Here is an 18279-nt window from a genome sequence, read left to right as displayed (position 1 = left end):
TGTTCCCATAGCGAATGAGGTGTATGTTATGGAAAATGTAGTGCGAGTTGATTGCCTTTATCGTGTATCTACGGTAGGACAGGTTGAGAAAAACGACATCCCTATGCAGAGAGAATTTTGTCGGGCTTTTATTGCAGAACATCCTAATTGGAAACTTGAAAAGGAAGTATACGAGAAAGGCGTTTCCGGTTTTAAGAAATCTGCAAAAGAAAGAGACGCCATCCAGGAGCTTCAGCGTGACGCGGTAGAGGGAAAGTTTGATATTCTTTTGGTCTATATGTTTGACCGCCTGGGCCGCAAGGATGATGAAACTCCGTTCATTGTTGAGTGGTTTGTGCGAAATGGAATTGAAGTTTGGAGTGCAACAGAGGGACAGCAGCGGTTTGACAATCATGTAGATAAGCTGTTGAACTACATACGCTACTGGCAAGCGTCGGGTGAGAGTATCAAGACTTCTGTACGCACCAAGACCCGGCTGGAGCAGCTCACAGAGAGCGGCTTTTATACGGGCGGCTCTATTGCGTATGGCTATCGCCTGGATAAGCGAGGCCGTACCAATAAGCGGAACAAAGAAGTCTTTGATTTGGCGGTAGACGAAGACGCCGCGAAAATCATTCAACTGATTTTTCACAAGTATGTGAACGAGGGATATGGTGCCCAGCGTCTTTCCAGGTATCTGGAAGAAAAGAAAATCCGCAAGCCTAACGGAAAGAACTTTCCGAATACCTCCATCAACCGTATCATCAAGAATCCTATCTATACGGGAGTAATACGGAATGGGGATGCACAATCGGCTTTTATTCCAGAATTACAGATCATCGACCAGGAAACTTTTGACCGGGCACAGAAAATCATGTCTGACAGAACGACACACCATGCAGAAACTCCATTGAACCTAAAAGGACAATCTCTCCTGGTAGGGAATATTTTTTGCGGCCATTGTAAAAATCGGCTGACCTTAACCACTGGAGGCAGGAACCGGGTGCGAAAGGACGGAAGTATTTACCATGATGTTCGCGCCAGGTATCAGTGTCACTATAATGTCCGTCATCCGGGAGAATGTGATGGACAGTCAGGCTATGGAGTAAAGAAATTGGATGGGATTATAGACCGGATCGTGCGCTATCAACTTTCTAAAATCAGTGCCGCGTCCGGGGAAGATATTGTTGCGAAACAGAACCGGAAAGCCATCGAATTGGCAAAAGCAAGACACCATCTGGCAACGGTGCAGTTAGCAGAAAAGCAAAGAGAACTGGTTGATTACCAAAATGAAGGAATCAAGGTCATTCGCGGGCAGAGCAAGTTTGATATGGAGTTTCTGAACGAACTTGTCAGCAAAGCGAAGGCCGAGATAACAGAGCTTGAGGCCGCGGTAAAGGCAGCGAGGGAAGAACTGGACATTCATCTTGCGAACGCTGATGTAGAGCGGAAAGAGTATGAGAAGATAAAGACCTGGGCTGACCTCTATGACAACTGTAATTTTGCTGCCAAGAAGATGATTATTTCCCAGTTTATCAAATCTGTTTATGTCTATCGAGATTACACACTGGAGATTGAATTTAATGTTTCCTTTGAGGAGTTCCGCACAATGGCAACAGAGTGCCAGGATCAGGGAACAAGTGAGCAGCCTTTGGTATATATCACGGCATAAAAAAGACAGGCTTGCGCGAACAAGCCTGTCTTTGGTGGACCCAATCGGGATCGAACCGACGACCTTACGGATGCGAACCGTACGCTCTCCCGAACTATGCGTATGACAGGCCCTGAGGGCAAAAAAACAGACATTTTACTTTTTAAATCGCATCAAGTCATTTCGGATACTGAAGAAATAAGGCGTGTTATATCAGAGTTTGCTTCTTCAAAATCACTTACCACAATTTTGAGAGATTGAATCATGGCAACATCACTTTCGTTACTTTCTAAGTTCAGTTCCTGCAAAACAGCTAAGATTTCATCGCAAGCCTTGTTATATGGATGAATTCTCCAAAGATATTTATCCGCGACTCTTGTGTGCAAATTTCTATGTATTGCGTCGCAAAGCAGTTCATGTTCTTTTCTCATTCTTGCAAAAATTTTCTCTTTAGTCTTGCTGTCTTTGCTTGTAGCTTCATCAAACAATGCCATACTGTATGGATTAAAACAGTAACATCCATCCAGGTCTTTTATGATTGGATGAGAAGCGATGTTCAATTCAGCCACTATATTTTCATCGAGAATAATCCTGCTATACTTTGCCTGGCACTCCAATTGGTATGCCTTAACAATTGCAGGACCAAATGCTATGGAGCCCTCATGATAATACAGACCTTTTGTTAAACCGCCTCTAAAATAGAGATTTATTCTATCTCTTAAGTGTGTTTCAACTATACAAACAGCCAGGAACAGCATAGTAAGGCTTTTTTCTTTATCATCTGTAGTCAGCACAATACTGTCTGAAAAGAAAGCAATTTTTGTATTCAATTCAGGTGACGTGTTGAATAAATGCTGAAATTTTCCAACAAATTCAAATATATCTTTAACCTTCTCAGCGTTTTGGTCATCCAAAATAAAGTTGCTGAACCCCAAGATATCAATAAAAGCAACATATCCTTGTGTATAGTCCATGTTTGTATCTTCTCCCCGGATATTTCTATATTTTTTAAGAATACAGTGTATGCCGCCAATCTTATCTGTACGATTTGTCATCTTATGGGTTCTCTACCCAACCAAATGATTGGCAACACAGTTCTTTTAAGGCGTCCCTAAATGCAATGAGGAACCCTAAATCGACATGCATCTGTGTACTTTTGCCCCAATCATGTTCATAGCTATATCTCCAGATAACAAATGCATCTGTCACATTATCCAAGCAGTCAAACCCCCATACATCATTCCATCTCCCGTAACGTGAAATAACGCTGTTTTTAAGACCTATCTGCATATTATTAGGCAGCTTCTCAAATAGGTCGTTCAGTTCGTGTATCTTTTTTCCCTCTATTCCATTCCAATAAAGTAGCAGCTTCAGAAAAACCTCACAAGCGAAAGCTGCATTGACCACAGCTGGCGATGCATAAGAGAGAAACTTGGGGTGTGGAGTAGATGCCTCCTTTAGACAAAAATCTGCACAATCAGAAAATTCGCAGCCGGTACGGAACATTTCAAAAGCATCTATATTTGAATTCACAGTGTTTCCTCCATTCCCCCAAAGCTCTCCCCAATAGAAACTACGCCGTCACTTCCACGGCGTTCTCCCGCACCTGATTGATAGCCTCCACGATGGAATCCCGGGTCTTGGCATCAAACAGCTTCAAAAAGCTGATGGGCTTGTCGAAAGGTGGTTTGGTCAATACCGCTACGCTTTCCATGTAACCATTGAGCTCAATATGATTGATAACCTTGTGTAAGAAGGCAATCTGCTGCTGATTGAGAGACTGGTCGTTGATAAATGTGGAAAAGGCCTGCATGGCTGCGCCGTGGTCCAGCTTGGCGATTTTCCGCACCAAAAGTCCAAAGGGTGTATCGCCAAACTCCCGGGTATAGTCCTCTTTATTGCCCAGTTCGCTGGTAAGTACCCGCTCCAATTCCTGATAGTCGCCCATAGACAGCGGAATATTGTGGGTCAGCTTGTAGATGGCCAGCGTATTCCCGTGCTCATTCACATAGCGGTTGACCTTGGCCCGGTAGTCCTCAAAGTCATAGGCGGCATCCAGTGGAGAACCCTCCTGCCGGTCAATGACCGGGTCGGTGAGTTTGGTGATGATGCGCTTCTGTTCGCCGCCGCCGTCGTCCAAGAACTTGATGAGATCCCGCAGCTCTTTCCGCGCCCGCTCAAAAAGCAGAATGTCACCCGCTTCCCAGAAGGCGTCAGTCTGAACCTCCCGAATCACATCCAGTTTGTCTTTCACCTGAGGGATGCTGACCTTACGCTCCAGAAGGGCGGCGGTGTCCCGCAGTTGCTTTTGGGCATAGCGGAACGCCGGCAGCTGTTCAATGCTGGAGAGAATCAGTCCATACATGAAATTGTCGAAGCGCTTGGCAAACTCATCGGTGTCGTTCAGTCGAACCAGGGGCGCGATATGCTCCAGCAGTTCTCCCTTGTCGCTCTCACTGATGAGAGTGAATGCCTCCGGCTTCTTAAACTTTTCCACATACTGCATCCGCAGTTTCACGGAAATCAGTTCCGGCTGAAGCTCGGCAACCTGTCCATGGCAGGCAGATACCAACTCACTTCGCCAAGCCTGATAGTCCTCCCCGGCAAAGGCGCTCTCCTGGAGGGCCATAGCGATTTTTACCTGCTTGCCGAAGATGTTTTCCGATAGAGTTTTCGTCTCCCGGGTTTCATAGCCCTCTTTGTGCTCCCGGAAATACTCAAAGTTACCGCAGTAGTCAAAAATCAAAAAGCGGCGCTTGTCCGTATATTCCCCGTCAATCTGGTCGATGCAGGCAAGTCCTTTGCACAGCCGGGTGCCCCGGCCAATCATCTGCCAGAACTTTGCCTTGGAGCGCACCTTCTTGAAAAATACCAGATTGACACACTCCGGCACATCGATGCCCGTATCCATCATGTCCACGGATACGGCGATGTGAGGCTCCTTCTCCGCCTGCTTGAAGTCGTCGATAATGGTCTGGGCATAGGCGTCGTCGCAGATGACCCGCTGGGCAAATGTCCCGTGGTACTGAGGATAGAGCTTGTTGAACCGCTCCAGAATGAACTCCGCGTGGCGCTTGTTCTGGGCGAAGATGATGGTCTTGCCCAGCCGGTCGCCGCCGGCCACCTGGATGCCCCGCTCCATGAGATCCTGGAGCACGGTGTCCACCGTCAGCTCATTGAATACAAATTTGTTCAGTGCCGCCGAGGGGATGAACTCCGGCATCACGCCGTCCTCGATGAAATCGTCCTCATAGCGCTCCTTGTCCTCCTCGGACAGGTCGTCGTAGGTGATGCCCTCGTCCAGAAACTTGGTCTTGACCTCGTAGTTGTAGTAGGGAACCAGCACATGGTCCTGATGGACCGCCGTCTCGTAGTCGTAGGCATAGGTGGGCACGCCGTGCTCCATCTCAAAGAAGTCGTAGGTGTTGCGGTCCACATCCGTCTTGGGCGTGGCAGTGAGACCCACCATCAGGGCGTCAAAATACTCAAAAATTGCCCGGTACTTCTTGAAAATACTCCGGTGGCTCTCGTCGATAATAATGAGGTCAAAGTGAGCTGGGGTAAAGAGCTGCCGCCCGTCCTTGGATTTTGTGTCGTCGATGGCGTTGAGAATCGTGGGATAGGTGGAAAACACAATGCGGGCGTTTCGGTCGTCCTTGTTGGAGCAGAGATTGCACAGGGACATATCCGGCAAATAGTTTTTGAAATCGTCCTTGGCCTGCTTCACCAAAGCGGTGCGGTCGGCCAGAAACAGAATATTGGTGACCCATTTGCCCCGGCTCAGCACATCCGTCAGACTGGAAGCCGTCCGGGTCTTACCGGTGCCCGTGGCCATGACCAGCAGATGCTTTCGGAAGCCCTTCTGTACCTGGCCGCAGACGGCCCGGATGGCCTCCTTCTGATAGTAGCGGTCGGTGATTTTGTCGTCGATGGGGATGTCGTCCAGGTTCTGCCGTTCCTCCCGGCGGTTCATCAGCTTCTGCAAATCGTCCTTGCTAAAAATACCGCTGACCTTCCGCTGAGGGCCGCTCTGGTCGTCCCAGAAATAGGTCTCAAAGCCGTTGGTGGTGAACATCATGGGGCGGCGGCCAAACTTCTGCTCCAGGCAGTCGGCGTATAAAACCGCCTGCTTACGCCCGATGTTGGGGTCCTTGCTCGACCGCTTGGCCTCCACCACCGCCAGGGGCAGACCGTCTTTGCCGAAGAGGACATAGTCACAGTAGCCGGGCTGACCGGGCACGCCGGCCATGCCCTCCACCTCGTACTCCTCCCGCACGTCGGCGTCGGGGCCGTCGAACTTCCAGCCCATCTGCTTCATGTCCACATCGATGTAGATTTTCCGGGTCTTGAACTCCGAGAGTTCCTCCGGCTGGAAGGTGCGCGCCTGCTGGTGCTGCTCCTTGGCTGCCGTGTACTGGGCGGCCATCTCTTCGATTTGCTTGCGCAGCGCCTCGATTTGAGCCTCTTTTTCGTCCAGCAGGCTCTCCTGCTCCTTGACCTTGGCGGCGTCCACTTCCACCTGTCCAGAGGGAATGAGGGAGGGGTCAAACCTGCGTTCCTGATAGTCGCTGCCGTAGCAGTAGTCGATCCACTCCACGAACTCAAAGAGGCCCCGGAGCGCCGCCAGGGCGTCGCTCTTCTGCACGCTGCGCTCCGTATGTACCGCCAGATTGCCCAGCTTGATGATAAAGGGAAACTTGCCCCAGGTGTTGGAGTCCACGGCAAAGCGGAAGGTGGGCTCGTGGATGAGGGACTGGAGATTGTCCTTGTAGGGCAGCTTCATGGTGATGTCGGCAGCGTAGACCCACTTCACCGCCAGCTCCAGCGCCTTGCGGCAGCCCACGGCGCACAGGGCCGGGGCGGAGGCAAAAATCTTCTCCGCCTCCACACACGCCGGTGCAAAGAGGGCGTATTCAGTTCTTTCAGTCAAAAATGAGAAGTTAGGCATAATTGGTCACCGCCTAAGACAATTTAGTACCGCAAATCAATCTCTGAATAGTCTCCTTTAGCCCCATACCCATACCGACATAGCATATCCTCTAAAACAGTTTTTTGCATATCTTTTATATCTTTTTCACATCCCATTGGTGCTAGAGTCACACTTTTTAGAGAATTCTTACTTAAACTCAATTCAATAAATGGGATAATATATCCATTACTGTCCCGATATTTGATTGGTATAGGAGATTCTTGCAGAACACCATTATTTGTTTTTCTTCCTACATCTATGATAATCCGAACTTCTTCCTCATGAGAAAAATGCTGACTCTTAAAAACCAACGCCCACTGCGCTAATTGGGCTGAAACAAGCGCCCGCACTAATTTGTCATCCTGATTGTACTTTCTGGACTCTTTTATAATGCTTATAAAACCTGTAATCAGTTCTTTTTGTTTTTCTTTTCTGTATACCACAGGATATATTTTAAAGGCGACTTCTTTACCTATAAATTGCGCTTCTAACGACTTTTCAATTTTATTGGTCGCAAGTTCAATGTTACGCCCATCATATAGGTTTCCCTTAGCGTAATATTTCCACATTGCCAAAGAATCCCCATCTAGCGATAATGATGCCAAAAATTGCTCGCTATTTATTCTTGTGGTTTTTCCTCTATCTCCCACATGATAAAATATTGTGGTTTTAGTAGGTGGGGTATTCACTAAAATAGAATATAACTCCTCGTTTATCTCACCTTTTTGATACATTTCATTGCAAATTTCCACAAAAACTTTTCTAGCGAATATTCCTTCTGTTTTATCATTTAAACAGTCAAAACGGCTTGCCCACAATATCAGTTTATCAGGGACACCGTTTAAAATGGATTGCAAAGCAGAAGATGATGTATAATGATAAATTACCTCTCCTGCAAAAATCGGAGGCATGAACTTCTTATAAAGCTCATTGCAGGATTCAAAGCCTAGATTGTTCACTAATATATCTAATTCGCTTATCATCGTGTCACCTTACCCAAAATACTTCTGCATCAGCGCCTTTTTCAGCGTTTCCAGCTTTTCCAGGCTGCGGCTGACGGTAGCTTTTGTTTTTTCTGTTTGCTCGACAAGTGCGGCAAATTGGTTTTGTAATGTCAGCGCTGGTATATATACCATAAGACCTTGCACATCTTTTTGGTTTATACTGGCTTGATTAACAGACTTCTTTGCCTTACCAAGAATTTGATTGTAGATAAATTGGGAGCATAGCAGATAAACTATATAGTATACATTGAATTTGCTTTCGTCGATATGTAGCCGCATCATATTGGATTCATATACCGTTTCTTCAAGCAACCCCTGTATTAATCCACATTTCCCCAAATATTCTATACTGTTTACACGATTTATCACAATATCATTTTCGTGCAGCAAAAATTTCTGTATCTCTTCATCAGAACACAGTAGCCGTTTAAGTTTCTGGAAATCTGTTACTTTACCATTATAAAAACCGTCTATCCTCAGAATGGGGATTCCGCTTCCATCAACTACATAATCAGATTGCGGTTTATAGAGTCCATTTTGTGGTTCGACAGTTAATACAGACCCCAATTTAACCATCGGAAATCTATAAGGATTTACTACCGGGTCCCCAAACATCTCCACAAAACGCGCTTTGACCAACTCGTCCAGCTTATCCAGCTGCTGGCGGCGTTTGGCAATCAGGTCGCTGACCTTGTCCAGCACAGCCGCAATTTTGCGTTGCTCATCAAGGGGAGGGAGAGATATTGCTAAGTTTCCGATTTGTTTTAAGTATATGCCTTTCTGCGCTACACCTCTGGATTCTTGTTCAAGATGTGGGCGCATATTTTGCAAGTAATACATGAGAAATCGATTATAGACAATATCTGATTTTGGTTTAAGAACTGCTACGCTACGTTGAACACAGATATTAGTCAATCTGTTAGGCACAATAGCCACACGACCGATTGTACCTACAATAGTCATAAGCAAATCGTTTGCTTCAATATTTGTTCGTTTGTTTTCTGTATCAAAAGCGTCTTTGGATAAATACCGTGGGTCGTTTAGCGTGATGCAATCATCATCAATATTTTTTGAGCTTAGCATTAAGTATTTGCTTTCTCCAACACCGGTAGGTGGATTATGGCTTCCGTCTGTAATCTGTATACAAATATCCCCCAGTCTTACCATTACAGCATCCCCTCCAGCTCCGCCCAGGTCTTTCCTTCGAGTTCAGACCAAGGTGTTCCTTCCAAATCGGACCACAGCAATTTGATGCCCTTCTGAATCTCTGACTCCGTGGCGACAATATCCTTCATAATTTCCTGCGTAGAGGGATACTCCACCGGCACATACTCCACCTTCTTGTACTTATTGATGGAGAGGTCATAGTCGTTGTCCGCAATCTCCTGCTTCGGCACAAAGAAGCTCTGCTCCGTGCGCTGCCGGTCTGCCTCCTTATCCAAATTGTGGAACCGCCCGATGATATCGGGAATGTCGTTGTCCGCAATCTCACTGCGCTTGTCGTCCAGAGAGAAGCCGTCGGCCTTCATGTCGTAGAACCACACATTTTCCGTGCCGCCTGCGCCGGTCTTGGTGAACACCAGCACCGCCGTGGACACCCCGGCGTAGGGCTTGAACACGCCAGAGGGCATGGAGATGACCGCCCGGAGCTGATGGTTCTCCACCAGCTCCTTCCGAATGGCCTTGTGGGCCTTGGAGGAGCCGAACAGCACTCCGTCCGGCACGATACAGGCGCACTGACCGCCCTTTTTCAGCATCCGCAGGAAGAGAGCCAGAAACAGCAGCTCGGTCTTTTTCGTGTTGGTGACGGCTTTCAGATTATCGCTGATGCTCTCGGCGTCCACCGTGCCCTTGAAGGGGGGATTTGCCAGGCACATGGTAAACTTGTCCCGAATCTCGTTCTGCTTGGACACGCTGTCCTTGTAGTCGATCTCCGGGCGGCTGATGGAGTGGAGCATCAGATTCATGGCGGAAATGCGCAGCATGGTCCGGTCGGTGTCAAAGCCGGTGAACATGGGGCCTGCAAAATGCTCCCACTGCTCGCTGGTCATGGTGTTTTCATAGTGGCTCCGAACATACTCCGCCGCCGAAACCAGAAAGCCCGCCGTGCCGCAGGCCGGGTCGCAGATAATGTCCTCCGGCGTGGGACGCAGCAGCTCCACCATCATCTCCCGGATGTGCTTTGGTGTGCGGAACTGGCCGTTCTGGCCTGCGGTGGACAGCTTGCTCAGCATATACTCATACAAATCGCCCTGCATATCCAGCCCCGTCAGGTCGTGCTCATAGAGGTCGTCCAGGCCGGTGATGATTTTTTGCAGTACCTGGGGCGTGGGGATAAGGAACATGGCGTCGCTCATATAGCGGGCAAAGGCGGTGTTGCCCTCGCTGCCGTCCGCCTCGTTCTCGATTTCCACCAGTTCGCCCTGCTGGTTGAAGTCCGGCAGATGGCCGTGCTTCATGTTCTTGATGGCAGGGAAGACCCGCTGGGAAATCACGTCGTAAATCGCCCGGGGGTCGTCGTTTTTGAACTTGCTCCAGCGCATGGACTGGCCCACAGCGGACTGGGGAAAAATCTTGTCCAGCTTCTCGCCGCTCAGGTTCTCAAATTCCTCGGTCTCCAGCTCTTTTTCATCCAGAGAGCGGATGAACATGAGATAGGTCAGTTGCTCAATGACTGTCAAAGGGTTGGTGATGCCACCGGCCCAGATGTCCGTCCAGATTTTATCCACTTTATTTTTAATGGTGCCTGTGACCATGTGTGTTCCTCCTGCCGCCCGGTTTTCAACAGAATCTCCGGGCATTTTCTATGATATTCCATTTTATCGTATCCAAGCGCTTCCCGCAAGAATGAGTTGCAAAGTGGCAGCTATCTCCACACAACCCGTACATCTTTTCCCTTGGCATACCGCACCGTGGCGGCGGTGCCGCCGGTGAGGCGGCCGTCGTAGACGGCAACCACCCGCTGAGATTGGTCCACCATATAACGGTTGCGGCGCATATAGCAGCCTTTGAAATACGAATCAGAATGAATCTTCACCGTATCGCAGCACTGGATGAGCCTTTGAAAGGTTTCATCCGGTGTTTTCATGCGTCCGGGGTAGGGGATAGCAGCTTCCAGGGTGATGGGGTAGATCTCCTTCAGCTCCGCTATAATGTCCGCAAAGAGTAAATCGGCTCCGGTAGCAAAACCGCTGATAAAATGGGTATAGCCGTCCTCAATAGCTGCCAGAATCTCTTGACGCAGCAATTTCTGAATTCTGTCCATTTTTTCCTCCGGAATATCACGGTGCCCCGTGACACAACATGTCTTTTCCGTTCCCATCGTACTACCTCCAAATTAGTGATGTATCACTATATTACCACAAATTTTCGAGTTAGTGAAACATCACTAATATGCCAATCCGGGATGACATATCATATGGAAAAGACGATATGTCACTAAGGAGAAGGCGATGGATACACGGGAAGCGATTGTATTCCGAATTAAACAACTGTGCGAGGAACGCGGTCTGACGCCGAACGGTTTGAGCAATCTTGCCGCTGTACCCCAGGCCACGGTCAAAAGCATTCTGAACGGCGAAAGTCAGAATCCGGGTACCGTCACCATCAAAAAATTGTGTGATGGCCTGGAAATCACATTGGGGGAATTTTTCTCCACGCCGGAGTTTGATGCTCTGGAGCAGGAAATCAAATAAATGCAAAAAAGCCGCCGATGCAACGCACCGGCGGCTTGTCGTTTAGTTATCCAGACTGTTTAGCACATCCAGACCCACACGGAACTGAATGTGAATCTCATACCCCCGAGAGACGGTCACGCGCTCGACGAGCGCTGAAACAATACGGCGCTTTTCTTCCATGGTAGCGTTCTGATAGACCTGGGCGTAGCCCTTGAGCTGCTGGAAATGCTCCTCGACCGCCTCCTGTCGCAGCTGGGTCTCCCGCAACAGAGCCTTCTGTGCTTCCATCTGCTGCGCAAATTCCTTCGCCATTGCCTTGGCTTCGTCCATCCGCTCCTTCAAATCTTCGGCGGTAAAAGGGCTTTTGCCTTCCAGCACATCCACCATATGACTGCTCAGCTGTTTACGCTCCTCCACCGCCCTATTATACGAACTCTCCAGCTGACGCAGCTTGATGCGGGCGGCGTTCAGCTCCTGTTGGCGGCGCTTTTTCAGATAGTCCTTCTGGTCGATGACACGGATGCGGTCCAGAACCTCACAAACTGCCGCCTCCACCACCGCATCTACCTTATCAGCCCGGTATGTACTCTGCCCGTCGCACAGCTCTTTATGCTGAATGCGATTGTAACAGCGGTAGATAGGTACCCGGGGATTGACGCCCTTTTTCGGATGGTGTGTGCTGCGTACCGTGGTGGAGATGAGCCGCCCTCCGCAGGTTCCGCAGAAGATATTGCCGGAGAGCAGCGCCTGTCCGTTCCGAGTCACCGGCGAGAGTCGGGAGCCCTCGTAGTCGCTGCGATGCTGCTGAATCTGTGCCTGCACATGGTTAAACACCATTTCCGGAATGATTTGCAGATGGGGAAAGACTTCTGACAGGGACTCTACGCTACGGAGTACGCCGGTGTAGAGCACATTCTTCAGCATATTCTGAATGGTGGAAGGATGAAACGGTTTTCCATTCCGGTTCCGATAACCTTCCTCCGTCAGCGCAGTGGCAATTTTCCGGCTGCCGTACCCATTGAGTGCCGACAGCGCAAAGATATGCGCTACCACAGGTGCCTCCTCTTCGTTCACGAGGATCTCATAGACCTCATGTCCGCGGGCATTTTTGCGCCCCTGCTTTTCCAGACGGTAGCCATAGGGAGCCTTCCCGCCCCGGAAACGTCCCTCCAGAACAATTTGTGCCAAGCGGGTTTTGGTCCGCATGGAGGTTTTGACGCTCTCGCACTCTGCCGCCCAGCTGCGGATGTAGTTCATCAGATGGTCGCTTTGGGTATCGAAATGCTGCTGTCCTTCCATGACGCTCCAGATTTCCACGCCACAGGAAGCAATGGTTTTGGCGATAACCGGCGTATCATCCGCAATGCGCCCCAAGCGGTCCATCATGTAGACCAGGAGCACATCAAAGGCTCCGCCCTCCGCCTCTACCAGCAGCTCTGCCACGGCGTCCCGGTCCTTACCCCGAATCTTAAAGCCGGAAACGCCTTTTTCATACTTCTCGTCAATAATCTTCCAGTCCGGATGTTGAGCCGCAAAGGCCCGACACGCCTCCCGCTGCATGGGAAGGTCGTTATCTTCAACCTGCTTCATGGTTGATACCCGGTACAGACATATCACCCGTTTCATGGGTCTCACCTCCTTTCTCCGCCTGCGCCAAGGCAAGCTCCGTCAAAATCGTGCTGAGCTGGGTATGCACGTCCACCGGCGTCTGTGCAGGAAATTCCAGCTGCACATGACAGCCTAAAATGTCTTTCTGCTGGTAATGCATAATCTTCCTTTCCGCCGCAGGAAAGGTCAATTTTCAAATGTTCAAAATAAGTTGGTAACTTTTTGAATGATAGATATAACAAAAATCGGAAAGGGTTGTTCGTTGTATTTCAGCTTCTTTTTTCGGTGTAAGTCGCTGCGGCTTCTTGTGATGGAGAAAACTCTCCTCACCTATCATTATGGCAGAAATGCACCACCAGAAAATTTCAAACGGTGTCAGGCAGCAAAATGGGTGTTCCGCAAGGCGGTTTGCGGAACACCCAAACGGTTCTACTTACTCTACTGGCACGCCCCGGCGCTTGTATTCGTCGCCCAGCCAGCTATGCACCGCTTTTTCCAGTTCGAAGTCGAAACACGGTTGGGCAGTGCGGTCCTTGAGATACCGCTTCAAATCGTCGTGGGCCACAGACTTCTCCGCCTGATGGATGGCGTCCAGATAGTCCTCGCAGGTGCCCTTGTCGATCTCGCCGTCCAACAGGAAGACCTCCCCGTCCTTGTGGCAGATGTAGTCAATGGTGTGAGGACGCTCCCAGGGCGTTAGATACTTTGCCAGCTTGATGCAGCGTACCGTCTCCTTGCGGGGATGGGCCTCATGCTGCACCTTACTCAGTTCCACCGCCAGCGTATATGTCACCAGATACTGCGTCAGTTCCAGAGAAAGCGGATAATTGTGCGTCTGTGCCATGAGAACAGCCAGCGTCTCCATGACCAAATCCTCGGCGTCCTCATCGCGCTCGAAGGTGTCCAGCCAACGCTCCCGGGTCTCCTCGGGCAGCATCTGAAGCGGCTCCTCATCCCAGGTGGGCTGATAACATCCGGTGCCCTCCCGCAGTTCGTCCAGCACCTCAGCGGCGTGCAGCGCCGCATGAAGGGCGGGGGATACCATATAGCGCAGTTCCAACGCCGCCGTATCTGCTTTCAGTGATTCATAGACCTCATACCGAAGGGTGGGAATCAGCATTGAGTTCGTGTGAGGCGTCGTCGTCTGCCAGCTATGTACCTTGTCCAGCACCGCTCCGACCTGCCGCCCTTGCGGGGCGGCGGTCAGAATACGGGAAAGGGTACGCAAAGTGGAGTAGTTCATCAAATCCATATCAGTTACCCTCCAGCTTCTTTTTGATTTCCTCGAAACGGGGATAATCCCAGACGGCTGGGCTGTGGCTGCTCACGACCACACGAAGCAGAGCAAAGAGTTCTGCCAGCAGTCGAGTGTTCTCATCGTCCCTGCCCCGGCTGATGCGCTGCAGCACCTCCGTCTGCACCTTCTCATGCAGGGCGTTCACCAGGGCGTTGTACTCCCACACATCCTGCTGATAGGCCAGCGCCTTGAGAATGCCGGCACAGCTGTAAAATACCTTGGCAGGGGCTCCAATAGGGATGCAGCAAGGCAGCAGCGACTGTACATTGCCGTCTTCATCCAGCGCCAGGAAATAGGGCGCCAACTGCATCTGACCCTCCTCACGGGCCATATGGAGCATCTGCCATAGACGAACCTGACGGGCCAGCACCTTGTCGCCATCGGTGTTGTCCACCAGTACCTCGAAGATGAGCAAATCACCGAGACGCTCTGCCAGACGACCGGAAATGGCCTCAGCTTCCTCGCCGGTGAGATGCTGAATCTCGTCCAGCAGCTGTACCCGCTGATTGCAGTAGTCGCCCAGAGAGGACAGATACTTCACATCCAGCGCCAGCTGACGAGCCTTGGCGCTGAAAATGGGAGCAGGGAGAGCGGGATTGACCAGATTTTCCGCATCCTCCAGCGCGACAGAAACATTCTCAGCGCAGCTGCCGTTCTTCACTTCCTCGCGCACACGGTCCATGAGAGTAGCCTTGGTGACCGCTTCCAGATGCTTGGCGAGTTCCCGAATCGTATCCACAGGCTGGGTCAGACAGTTACAGTGAATCGCCTTCATGGCTTCCTGCAATTCCTCGGGATTCTGTGCCGTCACCAGATTCTGCGCGACGGCGATGGGGTTTACTGATTCGTTTTTCATAGGGGAATTCCTCCTTTAATTTGTTGGAAAACAAAAAGTACCGTGCAGGCGTGTGCCTACACGGTACTCGGAGGATTCCGGAGCATTGGATTTTCTCCTGCCGCAAGGGTAGTCCTTCTTGCCATGCGCGGCAAAAAAGGGTATACTATCCCTGCGGTGCGGAGTCATCCGTTGTGTAGGTGGCCTAATCACCTGCGCAGGCATAAGGGAGTTGGCGCTCCCTTATGCTGCCGTACGGTTTTGTTTTCTGAGTACAGTATAATATATGTGTATGCACATATCAAGAGTGCAATATCGACAAATATTTCGCAGTTGATTTGTTGGATATGTGCATACACATATATCTTGGCAGAATTCTCCGCAGCAAGTATACTTTATATAGCGGAAAATGACAGGAATGAGGGGGTGCAGCTGTGGCACAAACAGAGGCTCAACTGCGGGCGAGCAAAAAGTATCATCAAAAATTTGATAATCTGCAGATTCGCGTCCCGCAGGGAGAAAAGGATGTGATTGCAGCACACGCAGCATCCCAAAATGAATCCCTGAATACCTTTGTTCGTCGGGCAATCTCCGAAACCATGGAACGGGATAAGCGCGATACAAAAGAAGAGGAATGATATTGTCGTCCTGCCTGTTTGCGGCGGGACGACTTTTTTTAACGGCTGAAATAGTAGCTCTGCACCGTCACCTTGTCCCGCCAGTGAGCAAGATGCAGAATACTCACCGCCCGCAGGGCCAGACGGTCCAGCACGACGGGCTTGCCCTGGGCGATGGCCAGCGCACGATTCTTGCCGCGCAAGATGTAGGGCTTATCGAAGTAAGAGAGGGGTTCCAGCTTGTCCCGATGCTTCTTGTTGTTGCGGTGCCACTGGTCCGCCAGCTCTTTGTAGAGCGCTTTCCGATATCCCGGCTCTGTCTTCAGGCGCTCTGTATAGTATACCAGCATTTTGTATGCGTGTTCGCGGCGCTGCCCGTGATAGTCAAAGCCGTGGACAAATTCGTTCATCCGAAAGACCTTCCGCTCGGAACCGTCGAAGAACTTCCGAACGGCCGCCACATCCTCCGGCAGAACCTTCTGCTCCTGATATTTTCCCCCCTTGCCCTGGCGGACGATGACACTGGTGTTGCCGTTCCGCTCTTTGATGTCGCTGCCCCGCAGTTGGCGCAGCTCGTCCACCCGAAGCCCAATCATGGCGTTCAGTTCGGCGGGACGGCCTCCATCGGCCTTGCCGATTCCGCTGCTGCGGCTGAACTCGCTGGCGTGGCGTATGGGCTTTTCGATTTCCGCCAGTTCCACGCCCGTCGCCTTGCAGAGCGGCGTCAGATAGCTGTGAATGGTGGACGCCGTCTTGCCGTTCGCTTTCAGATAATCGGCGTACGCCTGTATTTTCTCCTTGTCGATGTCAGAGAGCCGGCGAATGCCCAGGCCTTTGAAATAGTCCGCTGACTTATGGAGCCAGTTTTGATAATCCTTTCTGGTCTGGTCGCTGACCGCCATGGCGTTGCCATCCTTGTCAGTTCGATGGCTGTAGGTAAACACATCCGGCACGTTTATCATCTGATGAAAGAGGCTCCCGCCTTCTTTTCTTCCCATATAGAAAACTCCTTTCTGTCTGATGGGCGCACTTCTCCCCATGATTTCGAGCCCTCCGGCGCCGGGGATTTCGACCCGCCGTTTCGTTCAACTGATAGCACTGCTGTTTTTCTCAACATCCTTTTTTTGACCCCACCCTAAATAGGAGTGGAGGGGAGTGACTAACCCGCGGGGCAGCACCGCCAAGACAGAAAGTGATTTTCAAAGGTTTTTGGAACTTTTTCGGATGCGTATAGCATCCGCTATATGAGGTGTCGCACGAGCGACGGGCATGGCCCAACGACTCATATAGAGGAAATTTTCAAAATTATTGCGATGGTCGGTTATATTTTGGTTTATCTCCAAAATATAACCTCCATCGATGCGGAAAGCGGCTCATCGTGCGATACCACGGCGCTGAGACCTCCTCTCTCTGGAGGAGATCTCACAGTGGCATACCAAGCGCCGTCCGGCCCTTTGGTACGCGCGCCGTGTACCGATGCTCTGTTTTCGCACCTTCTGTCCTTTGTTGGTGTGGCTTGCAAATATCGGCCGCCCCCGCTTTCCGCGTTGGATGCGACTTTGATATTCGCTCGACCACTGTCCGCGATGTTACTGCGGACGTATAGCCCTGTTGCTCTTAACCGTGCGACGGGTCTCATACGTACCACGAACGCCAGCAAAAAGCAGATTATTGCAAACAGGACCATGTTTTCACCTCCTTTCATCATCAATAGATTACGATATTAGTATAGTAGAAATCGATGCCATCAAAATTTCATTTGCCGGGAACGAAGATGCGGACAAAACGAAACGCCCCCCTCTCCCGTAGGGAAAGGGGGGCGGCGTGTATCTATGCAGCAATGAAAATAAGACGATAGAATCCTTACTCGGAAATATTTAAGGATTGCGGACTGTATGCGTAAACCCCGTAATCCTCGAAAATTCTCCATAATGCTCCGTTTCAAAATCATATACCCCGTAATAAACACGGGGTCAGAATTTCGAAAACCCCGTAATAGTTCTGAAAACCCCGTAATCTTCGGAAACTTCCCCGTAATATTCAATAATAGTTTGGAATTCTCGTATTCAATGCCGAAAAAATGCGTAAAACCCCGTGTTTATTACGGGGTCTGGCTGTGATATGGCCCGTTTTAAGAGCGCAATTTGTGCAGAAAACACGGCAAAAGTTAGACGAAAATCTAACATATTTAGATAATTATCTTACCTGCTTAGATTAAAATCTAATATGTTTAGACACACAGGTGAAATGAATAGTTAAAACCAAGCTCAAAATTGGATAGGAGGTAAACCAGAATGGATCTCAACGAAACACCTGTGGTGCGGGTCACCTACCCGGAGCCGTTTCCAAAGGAATACAAACCCAGCAAAGCGCAATTGGAACGGTTGGCTCGTACATTCGCGAAAGCGATTCGGAAGGAGTATGAAGCCGGTATTCTGGATAAACACGGAAACCGCATAAAATAACAACTGACAATAGCCCACGGGGGATAACAAGGTATCCCCCGTGGGCTGTTGCAGTTTAATGGCTGCATTTAACAACGCATTGAATGTTCCGTTGCAAAATGATACACTTGAATTGTTATAATTCAAGTGGCAATAGCGTGGATTGAATGGGGCTGAACTTTTACTTATTCAAAAAAC

At 50.0% G+C, this 18279-nt stretch carries 16 protein-coding genes and 1 tRNA gene; 4 read left to right on the top strand and 13 right to left on the bottom strand.

All coding sequences use genetic code 11. From position 1 onward, the window contains the following. Positions 1-28 precede the first annotated feature (28 nt). On the top strand, positions 29-1651 hold the full coding sequence (locus B5E56_RS00835; RefSeq protein WP_087387855.1) for a recombinase family protein: 1623 nt from the start codon (positions 29-31) through the stop codon (positions 1649-1651). A 32-nt stretch (positions 1652-1683) separates the two neighbouring features. Here the strand turns inward: B5E56_RS00835 and B5E56_RS00830 are convergent. The 8 genes from B5E56_RS00830 to B5E56_RS00795 all read right to left on the bottom strand — a co-directional run bounded on the left by B5E56_RS00830 (position 1684) and on the right by B5E56_RS00795 (position 10868). Then, a tRNA-Ala gene (locus tag B5E56_RS00830) sits at positions 1684-1764 on the bottom strand. A gap of 39 nt (positions 1765-1803) precedes the next feature. Further along, entirely contained in the window at positions 1804-2604 is an 801-nt protein-coding gene (locus tag B5E56_RS00825; RefSeq protein ID WP_087387853.1) for a hypothetical protein, read from the bottom strand. A gap of 82 nt (positions 2605-2686) precedes the next feature. Then, positions 2687-3163, bottom strand: coding sequence for a hypothetical protein (locus B5E56_RS00820; protein ID WP_087387851.1), 477 nt, complete (start codon positions 3161-3163; stop codon positions 2687-2689). Positions 3164-3203: 40 nt separating this feature from the next. Further along, positions 3204-6578: a DEAD/DEAH box helicase family protein gene (locus B5E56_RS00815; RefSeq protein ID WP_087387849.1), complete on the bottom strand. Its 3375-nt coding sequence runs from the start codon at positions 6576-6578 to the stop codon at positions 3204-3206. Between the two features lie 23 nt (positions 6579-6601). After that, positions 6602-7582 carry a DUF2971 domain-containing protein gene (locus B5E56_RS00810; RefSeq protein ID WP_087387847.1) on the bottom strand — a complete coding sequence of 327 codons (981 nt, stop codon included), beginning with the start codon at positions 7580-7582 and terminating at the stop codon, positions 6602-6604. A 9-nt stretch (positions 7583-7591) separates the two neighbouring features. After that, positions 7592-8770, bottom strand: a complete 1179-nt coding sequence (locus B5E56_RS00805) for a restriction endonuclease subunit S (RefSeq protein WP_242958703.1) — start codon at positions 8768-8770, stop codon at positions 7592-7594. Continuing rightward, entirely contained in the window at positions 8770-10359 is a 1590-nt protein-coding gene (locus tag B5E56_RS00800; RefSeq protein WP_087387845.1) for a type I restriction-modification system subunit M, read from the bottom strand. The genes B5E56_RS00805 and B5E56_RS00800 overlap by 1 nt, the downstream gene beginning before the upstream one ends. A gap of 110 nt (positions 10360-10469) precedes the next feature. After that, positions 10470-10868, bottom strand: a complete 399-nt coding sequence (locus B5E56_RS00795; RefSeq protein ID WP_242958702.1) for an SLOG family protein — start codon at positions 10866-10868, stop codon at positions 10470-10472. Positions 10869-11055: 187 nt separating this feature from the next. Between B5E56_RS00795 and B5E56_RS00790 the strand changes: the two genes are divergently transcribed. Continuing rightward, a complete protein-coding gene (locus B5E56_RS00790; protein ID WP_087387841.1) occupies positions 11056-11298 on the top strand; it encodes a helix-turn-helix domain-containing protein in 243 nt (80 codons plus the stop codon). A 42-nt stretch (positions 11299-11340) separates the two neighbouring features. On the opposite strand, the gene B5E56_RS00785 is transcribed toward B5E56_RS00790, so the two are convergent. The 4 genes from B5E56_RS00785 to B5E56_RS00775 all read right to left on the bottom strand — a co-directional run bounded on the left by B5E56_RS00785 (position 11341) and on the right by B5E56_RS00775 (position 15041). Further along, positions 11341-12906 (bottom strand): recombinase family protein, encoded by a 1566-nt coding sequence (locus B5E56_RS00785; protein WP_087387839.1) that lies wholly within the window; start codon positions 12904-12906, stop codon positions 11341-11343. Beyond that, entirely contained in the window at positions 12857-13048 is a 192-nt protein-coding gene (locus tag B5E56_RS14335) for a hypothetical protein (RefSeq protein ID WP_143383101.1), read from the bottom strand. The genes B5E56_RS00785 and B5E56_RS14335 overlap by 50 nt, the downstream gene beginning before the upstream one ends. 273 nt (positions 13049-13321) lie before the next feature. Then, positions 13322-14140: a hypothetical protein gene (locus tag B5E56_RS00780; RefSeq protein WP_143383100.1), complete on the bottom strand. Its 819-nt coding sequence runs from the start codon at positions 14138-14140 to the stop codon at positions 13322-13324. A gap of 1 nt (position 14141) precedes the next feature. Then, the gene (locus tag B5E56_RS00775) at positions 14142-15041 is read right to left on the bottom strand and encodes a hypothetical protein (RefSeq protein ID WP_087387835.1); all 900 of its coding nucleotides are present in this window, start codon (positions 15039-15041) and stop codon (positions 14142-14144) included. 413 nt (positions 15042-15454) lie between these two features. On the opposite strand from B5E56_RS00775, the gene B5E56_RS00770 reads away from it, so the two are divergent. Then, positions 15455-15658 (top strand): hypothetical protein, encoded by a 204-nt coding sequence (locus B5E56_RS00770; protein ID WP_087387833.1) that lies wholly within the window; start codon positions 15455-15457, stop codon positions 15656-15658. Between the two features lie 38 nt (positions 15659-15696). Here the strand turns inward: B5E56_RS00770 and B5E56_RS00765 are convergent, their stop codons facing one another. Next, positions 15697-16635, bottom strand: a complete 939-nt coding sequence (locus B5E56_RS00765) for a site-specific integrase (RefSeq protein ID WP_087387831.1) — start codon at positions 16633-16635, stop codon at positions 15697-15699. Between the two features lie 1296 nt (positions 16636-17931). Between B5E56_RS00765 and B5E56_RS14550 the strand changes: the two genes are divergently transcribed. Further along, positions 17932-18102 (top strand): hypothetical protein, encoded by a 171-nt coding sequence (locus B5E56_RS14550; protein ID WP_158098628.1) that lies wholly within the window; start codon positions 17932-17934, stop codon positions 18100-18102. Positions 18103-18279: the final 177 nt, after the last annotated feature.

Origin of the sequence: Flavonifractor sp. An112 (assembly GCF_002161085.1) — a bacterium.
GTDB classification, from domain to species: domain Bacteria; phylum Bacillota; class Clostridia; order Oscillospirales; family Oscillospiraceae; genus Flavonifractor; species Flavonifractor avicola.
Note: the sequence above shows the minus strand (reverse complement) of the source record. Positions and strands in the feature narration are given on the sequence as shown.

Bases quoted from the DNA above. Each gene is read 5' to 3' on its own strand.
- B5E56_RS00810 (WP_087387847.1), bottom strand. From the start codon at position 7,582: ATGATAAGCGAATTAGATATATTAGTGAACAATCTAGGCTTTGAATCC.
- B5E56_RS00795 (WP_242958702.1), bottom strand. From the start codon at position 10,868: ATGGACAGAATTCAGAAATTGCTGCGTCAAGAGATTCTGGCAGCTATT.
- B5E56_RS00835 (WP_087387855.1), top strand. From the start codon at position 29: ATGGAAAATGTAGTGCGAGTTGATTGCCTTTATCGTGTATCTACGGTA.
- B5E56_RS00790 (WP_087387841.1), top strand. From the start codon at position 11,056: ATGGATACACGGGAAGCGATTGTATTCCGAATTAAACAACTGTGCGAG.
- B5E56_RS00805 (WP_242958703.1), bottom strand. From the start codon at position 8,770: ATGGTAAGACTGGGGGATATTTGTATACAGATTACAGACGGAAGCCAT.
- B5E56_RS00825 (WP_087387853.1), bottom strand. From the start codon at position 2,604: ATGGACTATACACAAGGATATGTTGCTTTTATTGATATCTTGGGGTTC.
- B5E56_RS00800 (WP_087387845.1), bottom strand. From the start codon at position 10,359: ATGGTCACAGGCACCATTAAAAATAAAGTGGATAAAATCTGGACGGAC.
- B5E56_RS14550 (WP_158098628.1), top strand. From the start codon at position 17,932: ATGGATCTCAACGAAACACCTGTGGTGCGGGTCACCTACCCGGAGCCG.
- B5E56_RS00780 (WP_143383100.1), bottom strand. From the start codon at position 14,140: ATGGATTTGATGAACTACTCCACTTTGCGTACCCTTTCCCGTATTCTG.
- B5E56_RS00815 (WP_087387849.1), bottom strand. From the start codon at position 6,578: ATGCCTAACTTCTCATTTTTGACTGAAAGAACTGAATACGCCCTCTTT.
- B5E56_RS00785 (WP_087387839.1), bottom strand. From the start codon at position 12,906: ATGAAACGGGTGATATGTCTGTACCGGGTATCAACCATGAAGCAGGTT.
- B5E56_RS00765 (WP_087387831.1), bottom strand. From the start codon at position 16,635: ATGGGAAGAAAAGAAGGCGGGAGCCTCTTTCATCAGATGATAAACGTG.
- B5E56_RS14335 (WP_143383101.1), bottom strand. From the start codon at position 13,048: ATGCATTACCAGCAGAAAGACATTTTAGGCTGTCATGTGCAGCTGGAA.
- B5E56_RS00775 (WP_087387835.1), bottom strand. From the start codon at position 15,041: ATGAAAAACGAATCAGTAAACCCCATCGCCGTCGCGCAGAATCTGGTG.